The sequence below is a fragment of the Mitsuaria sp. TWR114 genome (assembly GCF_007997345.1).
The window spans coordinates 1-7,369 of the sequence record NZ_VOSR01000089.1 but is presented as its reverse complement, the minus strand read 5'-3'; the positions used below and the strand labels follow the sequence as shown (position 1 = coordinate 7,369).

Genomic DNA, 7,369 nt, shown 5'->3' with positions numbered 1-7,369 from the left:
TCGCCCAGGTTCAGGTCCAGCAGCACCGCGTCCACCGCGCCCCGCTCGCCATAGGCCAGCAGGCCTTCCTGCAGCGACGCGGCCTCGACCCATTCGATGTCGATCTCGTCCAGCGTCTGGTAGAGCGTGCGGATGCCCGCGCGCACGAGTTCGTGATCGTCGACCAGCAACACGCGGCGCTTGAGCGCGGGCATCGTGTAGCCGCCATTTCCTGCTGCCTCGAATGCACGGGCAACGGACACTGCTTCCATAGGGCCTCCCTTCTTTGACTGACCGATCGTCTCCGGTTCGGCCGTCGTCACCCTTTGATCACCGGAGAAGGCCCGCATGATAGGCCGATGGTCACTTGCGTCGCCCCCTCTTCAGGGGGAACCCTGAGGGGCTGCGCCCGAAACACTTGTGACGACATGTTGCTGGTGCAATTCGTCAACGTTGTCAGGCCCCTTCCCTATTTATAGGTCTTGGCCGGTCCACGCCACCCCCTGTTCGGTGGGGACGCCCATCCGCCGCGCGGGCGATATCGGGGCCTGCCCTGATGCCGGAAATAGCATTGGCCAACTGGAAAATGTGATTGGCCGGGGATCACCCGGCTCCCTAGCATTTGCTCCGCTCGACAACAACCCCACGGCGGTTGTGGAGTCGCCCGGTCACCGGGTTGACACGCCAGAAAAACGACGGAGACAACATGAGCAAGATTCCCTTCGGGCTGCGGACCACCGTGGCCGCGGCCGCCCTCCTCGGGGCGGCGATCCAGGTCCAGGCGCAGAGCCAGCCCCCGGCCGACGAGAAGAAGTCGGACGACACCAAGCTGGAAACCGTGGTCGTGAGCGGCATGCGCCGCTCGGCCGAATCGGCGCAGACCATCAAGCAGAACAGCGACCAGGTGGTGGATTCCATCGTCGCCGAGGACATCGGCAAGTTCCCCGACAAGAACGTCGCCGAGATCCTGGGCCGCGTCACCGGCGTGCAGATCCAACGCAACAACGGCGAGGCCAGCGGCGTGATCGTGCGCGGCCTGGGCGGCGTGGTGACGCTGCTCAACGGACGCGAATTCTTCTCGGACTCGGGCCGCAGCCTGTACCTGTCGGACGTGCCCGCGACGATGCTCAAGCGCATCGACGTCTACAAGACCCAGGAAGCCTCGCTGCCCGAGGGTGGCACCGCCGGCGTCATCGACGTGCGCACCAACCGCCCGCTGGACTTCAAGGACGCGCAGCTGGTGCTGTCGGCCCGTGGCGAGCACCGCGACAAGGCCAAGACCAACAACCCGGACATCTCCGGCATGGCCTCCAACCGCTGGAAGACCGACCTGGGCGAGATGGGCGCGTTGATCGGCCTGTCCTACCAGCGCGGGCAGTACCACGACGAGACCGGCTTCGTCGGCAACCCGGAATCCATCGTCGTGCCGGGCCGCGCGAACCCGGTGCTGGGCACCGACTCGATGGGGCGCGTCTTCGCGCTGGGCGACCGCAAGCGCGTCGCCGGCAACTTCGCGCTGCAGTGGAAGCCCAACAAGGATTCGGAGATCTACCTCGAAGGCTTCGGCACCCGCATCGACCATCGCTATCAGCTGTCCTTCCTGGTGGGCGGCATCGGCATGTTCAACGACGGCGCCTGGCGCCCGGTGCCCGGCACCGTCATCACGACCAAGCCCGGCACCGACAACCTGGACACCGCGACCAACACCAACTACCCGGGCTGGGGCTTCACCTCGACGCAGGCCAAGCATGACGAGGTCGGCAACAACCAGTTGGCGCTGGGCGGCAACTGGCGCCTGACCGACCGCCTCAAGGTCAGCACCGAACTGGCCCGCACCCGCAGCGTGATCGACTGGGTCAACCGCATCCTGGACACCGGCTACAGCCCGACCAGCACCGTCGCCGCGGTGCGAGGCGGTGGCGGCTACATCGACTACCCGGGCCTGGACCTGACCGACGCCGCGAACTTCCGCGTCAACGGCGGCGTCGACGTGCGCGGCCGCCGCGAGGGCAAGTCCACCGACTGGCGCGCCGATGCCGACTACGACATGGGCGACGGCTTCCTGAAGGAGCTCAGCACCGGCGTGCGCCTGGCCAAGCGCGACGCGATGTCGATCAACACCAACATGCCGTGGACGACCTCGTTCTCGGCGGTGGGCCAGACCCTGACCAACTTCCCCGGCATCTACGAGGTCTCGCCGAGGACCTACGGCGACTTCGGCGTGAAGCAGTACGTCTTCGCGTCCCGCGACTGGCTGCTCGACAACGGCGAGGCCTTCCGGCAGATGCTGACCGGCAGCACGGCGCTGACGCCGTACGACCCGATGACGCTCTTCGACGACACGGAGAAGACCAGCGCCCTCTACGGCCGCGCCAAGTTCGGCTTCGACGCCTGGGGCGTGCCGGTCTCCGGCGTCGCCGGCCTGCGCGTGGTCCGCACCGAGCAGACGCTGCGCGGCAACTCCCGCGACGCGTCGACCAACGTCATCACGCCGGTGCTGGTCGACACCTCGCGCACCGACACGCTGCCGACGCTGTCGCTGCGCGCCGACCTGACCCCGCGCCTGGTCAGCCGCCTGGTCTGGGGCAAGACGATCGAGCGTCCCAACTTCGTCGACTACAACCCGGGCCAGACCAACACGCCTCCCGGCGGCGGCGTCACCTTCGGCACCCTGGCCGGCGGCAACCCCAACCTGAAGCCGACCGAGTCCAACAACACCGACGTGGCGCTCGAGTACTACTTCGCCAAGACCGGCTCGGTCACCGGCACGGTCTTCGAGCACAAGTTCAAGAACCGCGTCATGACGCAGACGACGCAGACGACGATCAACGGCGTGCCCTACAACGTCACGCAGCCGATCAACGTCACCCGCGCCAACCTGCATGGCTACGAGCTGAGCTACCGCCAGTTCTACGACTTCCTGCCGGGCTGGCTGGGCGGTTTCGGCATGGAGGCCAACTTCACCTTCATGACGGGCAAGCAGACGCAGCCCGACGGCACCGACGGCCCCTTCCTCGGCCAGTCCAAGAAGGCCTACAACATCGTCGGCATGTACGAGCGCAACGGCATCTACGCGCGCCTGGCCTACAACTGGCGCGACAAGTTCCTGGCCGAGTCGCCGTACCGCAGCACCCAGCACCAGCTGTGGGTGGCGCCGCTCAAGACCCTGGACCTGTCGCTGGGCTACGAGCTGACCAAGCAGATGACGGTGTCGCTGGACGTGACCAACCTGCTCAACCAGGCCTATCACGACTACTTCGACAAGGACCCGTCGCTGGTGCGTGACGTGCGCTACTACGACCGCACCGTGGCCGTGGGCCTGCGCTGGAAGCTCTGATCCCGCCGCGATGCTCGACGACCCGCAAGTCCTGACCCCGCTGATCCCGCAGCGGGCCGATCCCCACCTGACCCGTCACGTGGACGGGGCCGGCCGCGCGCGCTACTTCTTCACCGCCTCGGTGCCGGAGTACGACCGCATCGAGCTGCGCGCCGCGGACGCGTGGCAGGACCTGCCCCACGCGACGCCGCGGGTGGTCTGGCGCAAGCCGGACACGGGGCGTTGGAGCGAGCTGATCTGGGCGCCGGAACTCCATTTCCGCCAGGGCGCCTGGTACCTCTACTTCGCGGCGGCGCCGAGCCGGGAGATCGTCGGCGGCCTGTTCCAGCACCGCATGTATGCGCTGCGGAACCGGTCGCCCGATCCGATGGCCGGCGAGTGGGAGTTCCTCGGGCAGATCGACACCGGCATGGACACCTTCTGCCTGGACGCGACGACCTTCGAGCATCGCGGCCAGCTCTACTACCTGTGGGCGCAGAAGGCGCTCGACATCCCGGGCAATTCCAACCTCTACATCGCGCCCATGCGCACGCCCTGGCAGCTGGCCGGCGCACCGGTGATGCTGAGCAAGCCGGAGTTCGACTGGGAATGCCGCGGCTTCCTGGTCAACGAGGGCCCGTCGGTGCTGCACAGCCACGGCAAGGTCTTCATCAGCTACTCGGCCAGCGCGACCGACGAGAACTACGCGATGGGCCTGCTGTGGATGGACGAGTCCGCCGATCCGATGGATCCGGCGAGCTGGACCAAGTCGCCGGCGCCGGTGCTGACCACGAGCCCCACCCAGCCGATCTTCGGCCCGGGGCACAACAGCTTCGCGCTGGACGAGGACGGCCGCACGGTACTGCTCGTCTATCACGCCCGCACCTACACCGAGATCGTCGGCGATCCGCTCTGGAACCCCGATCGCCACACCTTCGTCAAGCACCTGGGATGGACCGCGGACGGCATGCCCGACTTCGGCGACGCCGGATTGGCGTGATATCCGATTCGATATCGGAATCCCGGAAGTTTTGATTGGATCCGAATCACCTGTCTCCCTAGCATGGCTCACGGAGACATCACCCACTACCTGCAATGACCGAGGCCAAGAAGAAGATCAAGCTGCGTTCCGCCGAATGGTTCGGGACCCAGGACAAGAACGGATTCATGTACCGGTCCTGGATGAAGAACCAGGGCATCCCGGACCATGAGTTCGAGGGCAAGCCGATCATCGGCATCTGCAACACCTGGTCCGAGCTGACGCCGTGCAACGCGCACTTCCGCAAGCTGGCCGAGCACGTCAAGCGCGGCATCCTGGAAGCGGGCGGCTATCCGGTGGAATTCCCGGTGTTCTCCAACGGCGAGTCCAACCTGCGCCCGACCGCGATGCTCACGCGCAACCTGGCCAGCATGGACGTCGAGGAATCGATCCGCGGCAATCCGATGGACGCCGTCGTGCTGCTGGTGGGCTGCGACAAGACCACGCCGGCGCTGCTGATGGGCGCGGCCAGCGTGGACCTGCCCACCATCGTGGTCACCGGCGGGCCGATGCTCAACGGCAAGCTGAACGGCAAGAACATCGGCTCGGGCACCGCCGTCTGGCAACTGCATGAGCAGGTCAAGGCCGGCGAGATCTCGATGCACGACTTCATCGCCGCCGAGGCGGGCCATTCGCGCTCGGCGGGCACCTGCAACACGATGGGTACGGCCTCGACGATGGCCTGCATGGCGGAGTCGCTGGGCACCTCGCTGCCGCACAACGCCGCGATCCCGGCGGTCGACGCGCGCCGCTACGTGCTGGCGCACCTCTCCGGCATGCGCATCGTCGAGATGGTCTGGGAGGACCTGCGCCTGTCCAAGATCCTGACCCGCGAGGCCTTCGAGAACGCGATCCGCACCAACGCCGCGATCGGCGGCTCGACCAACGCGGTCATCCACCTGAAGGCGATCGCCGGCCGCATCGGCGTGCCGCTGGAGCTGGAGGACTGGACCCGCATCGGCCGCGGCACGCCCACGCTGGTGGACCTGCTGCCCTCGGGCCGCTTCCTGATGGAAGAGTTCTATTACGCCGGCGGCCTGCCGGGCGTGCTGCGCCGGCTCGGCGACAACGGCCTGCTGCCGCACAAGGACGCGCTGACCGTCAACGGCAAGACGCTCTGGCAGAACTGCCACGACGCGCCGATCTATGACGAGGAAGTGATCCGCCCGATCGCCAAGCCCCTGATCGAGGACGGCGGCATCTGCGTGCTGCGCGGCAACCTCGCGCCGCGCGGCGCGGTGCTCAAGCCCTCGGCGGCGACGCCCGCGCTGATGCAGCATCGCGGCCGGGCCGTGGTGTTCGAGGACTTCGACGACTACAAGGCGCGGATCATGGATCCGAACCTGGAGGTCGACGCCGATTCCATCCTCGTCATGAAGAACTGCGGCCCGATGGGCTATCCCGGCATGGCCGAGGTCGGCAACATGGGCCTGCCGCCCAAGCTGCTGGCGCAGGGCATCAAGGACATGGTCCGCATCTCCGACGCCCGCATGAGCGGCACCGCCTACGGCACCGTGGTGCTGCACGTCGCGCCGGAGGCCAAGGCCGGCGGCCCGCTGGCGGTGGTGCGCGAGGGCGACTGGATCGAGCTCGACTGCGCGGCCAACCGGCTGCACCTGGACATCAGCGACGCGGAGTTGCAGGCGCGCCTGGCCGACTGGGCCGCGAAGCAGCAGCCCGATCCCGCGGACCAGAGCGGCTACCGCAAGCTCTATGTCCAGCACGTGCTGCAGGCCGACGAGGGCTGCGACTTCGATTTCCTGCGTGGCTGCCGCGGTTCCGCGGTGCCGCGGCACTCGCACTGACCGTGCGCGTGGACTGAAGAACGAAGGACCGGGAACGGTCCTTCGTCGTTTCGGCACCGCAGAGTGCCGACGAAACGATAACGACACCTGGAGACAAGCATGACCATGAAGAGGACGGCCTTCGGCCTGGCCGCGGGCGCCCTGCTCGCCTGGAGCGCGCACGCGGCCGATGTTCAGCTCACCGTCGATGCGGGCAAGCCCGGTCCGGTGATCCACCGCAATGTCTACGGCCAGTTCGCCGAGCATCTGGGCACCGGCATCTACGAAGGCATGTGGGTCGGGCCCGACTCCAACATCCCCAACGTGCGCGGCTGGCGCAAGGACGTGGTGGGCGCGCTCAAGGCGCTGCACGTGCCGCTGGTGCGCTGGCCCGGCGGCTGCTTCGCCGACGAGTACCACTGGCGCGAAGGCATCGGCCCGCGCGGCAAGCGGCCGGTCAAGGTCAACACGCACTGGGGCGGTGTCGCCGAGAACAACGCCGTCGGCACGCACGAGTTCTTCGACCTGGTCGAGCAGCTCGGCGCCGAGGCCTATGTCAACGGCAACCTGGGCACCGGCAGCGCGCAGGAGATGGCCGAGTGGCTGGAGTACATGACGGCCGAGGGCAACTCCACGCTGGCGCAGCTGCGCCGCAAGAACGGCCGCGACAAGCCGTTCAAGGTCAGCTACTTCGCCGTCGGCAACGAGGCCTGGGGCTGCGGCGGCAACATGACGCCGGAGTACTACGTCAACCAGTACCGTCAGGTCGCGACCTTCCTTAAGACGCCGGACAACAACCGTCCGAAGTTCATCGCCAGCGGCGGCAATGCCAACGACACGCGCTGGACCGAGGTGCTGTCGACGCAGAACATCAAGTTCAACTTCGACGCGATCGGCCATCACTACTACGTGTTCCCGAGCGGCAAGTGGGAAGGCAAGGGATCGGCGGCCGGTTTCAAGGAAGACGAGTGGATCTCGCTGCTGTCCTACACGCAGGACTTCGAGAAGACCGTCGCCGCCAACATCGCGGTCCTGGACAAGAACGACCCGCAGAAGCGCATCGGCCTCTACCTGGATGAATGGGGCAGCTGGTACGACCCGGAGCCGGGCACCAACCCGGGCTTCCTGGTCCAGCGCAACACGCTGCGCGACGCGGTCCTGGCCGCCCTGCACTTCCACATGTTCCATGCGCATGCGGACCGGGTGCACATGACCAACATCGCGCAGATGGTCAACGTGCTGCAGGCCATG

4 protein-coding genes and 1 pseudogene are annotated in these 7,369 nt (G+C 67.1%); 4 read left to right on the top strand and 1 reads right to left on the bottom strand.

The features are described 5' to 3' along the window. A pseudogene (locus FUT87_RS04770) lies at positions 1 to 251 on the bottom strand (hypothetical protein); the annotation flags it as partial. A 434-nt stretch (positions 252 to 685) separates the two neighbouring features. Between FUT87_RS04770 and FUT87_RS04765 the strand changes: the two are divergent. The 4 genes from FUT87_RS04765 to FUT87_RS04750 form a co-directional block, all read left to right on the top strand. After that, positions 686 to 3,316: a TonB-dependent receptor gene (locus tag FUT87_RS04765; protein ID WP_091724701.1), complete on the top strand. Its 2,631-nt coding sequence runs from the start codon at positions 686 to 688 to the stop codon at positions 3,314 to 3,316. Positions 3,317 to 3,326: 10 nt separating this feature from the next. Beyond that, positions 3,327 to 4,295: a family 43 glycosylhydrolase gene (locus FUT87_RS04760; RefSeq protein ID WP_091724702.1), complete on the top strand. Its 969-nt coding sequence runs from the start codon at positions 3,327 to 3,329 to the stop codon at positions 4,293 to 4,295. Between the two features lie 95 nt (positions 4,296 to 4,390). After that, the gene (locus FUT87_RS04755; protein ID WP_091724703.1) at positions 4,391 to 6,139 is read left to right on the top strand and encodes an IlvD/Edd family dehydratase; all 1,749 of its coding nucleotides are present in this window, start codon (positions 4,391 to 4,393) and stop codon (positions 6,137 to 6,139) included. Between the two features lie 105 nt (positions 6,140 to 6,244). After that, positions 6,245 to 7,369 (top strand): alpha-N-arabinofuranosidase (locus FUT87_RS04750; RefSeq protein WP_147240241.1); only part of this gene is annotated, 1,125 nt, incomplete at its 3' end.

Bases quoted from the DNA above. Each gene is read 5' to 3' on its own strand.
- FUT87_RS04760 (WP_091724702.1), top strand. From the start codon at position 3,327: ATGCTCGACGACCCGCAAGTCCTGACCCCGCTGATCCCGCAGCGGGCC.
- FUT87_RS04765 (WP_091724701.1), top strand. From the start codon at position 686: ATGAGCAAGATTCCCTTCGGGCTGCGGACCACCGTGGCCGCGGCCGCC.
- FUT87_RS04755 (WP_091724703.1), top strand. From the start codon at position 4,391: ATGACCGAGGCCAAGAAGAAGATCAAGCTGCGTTCCGCCGAATGGTTC.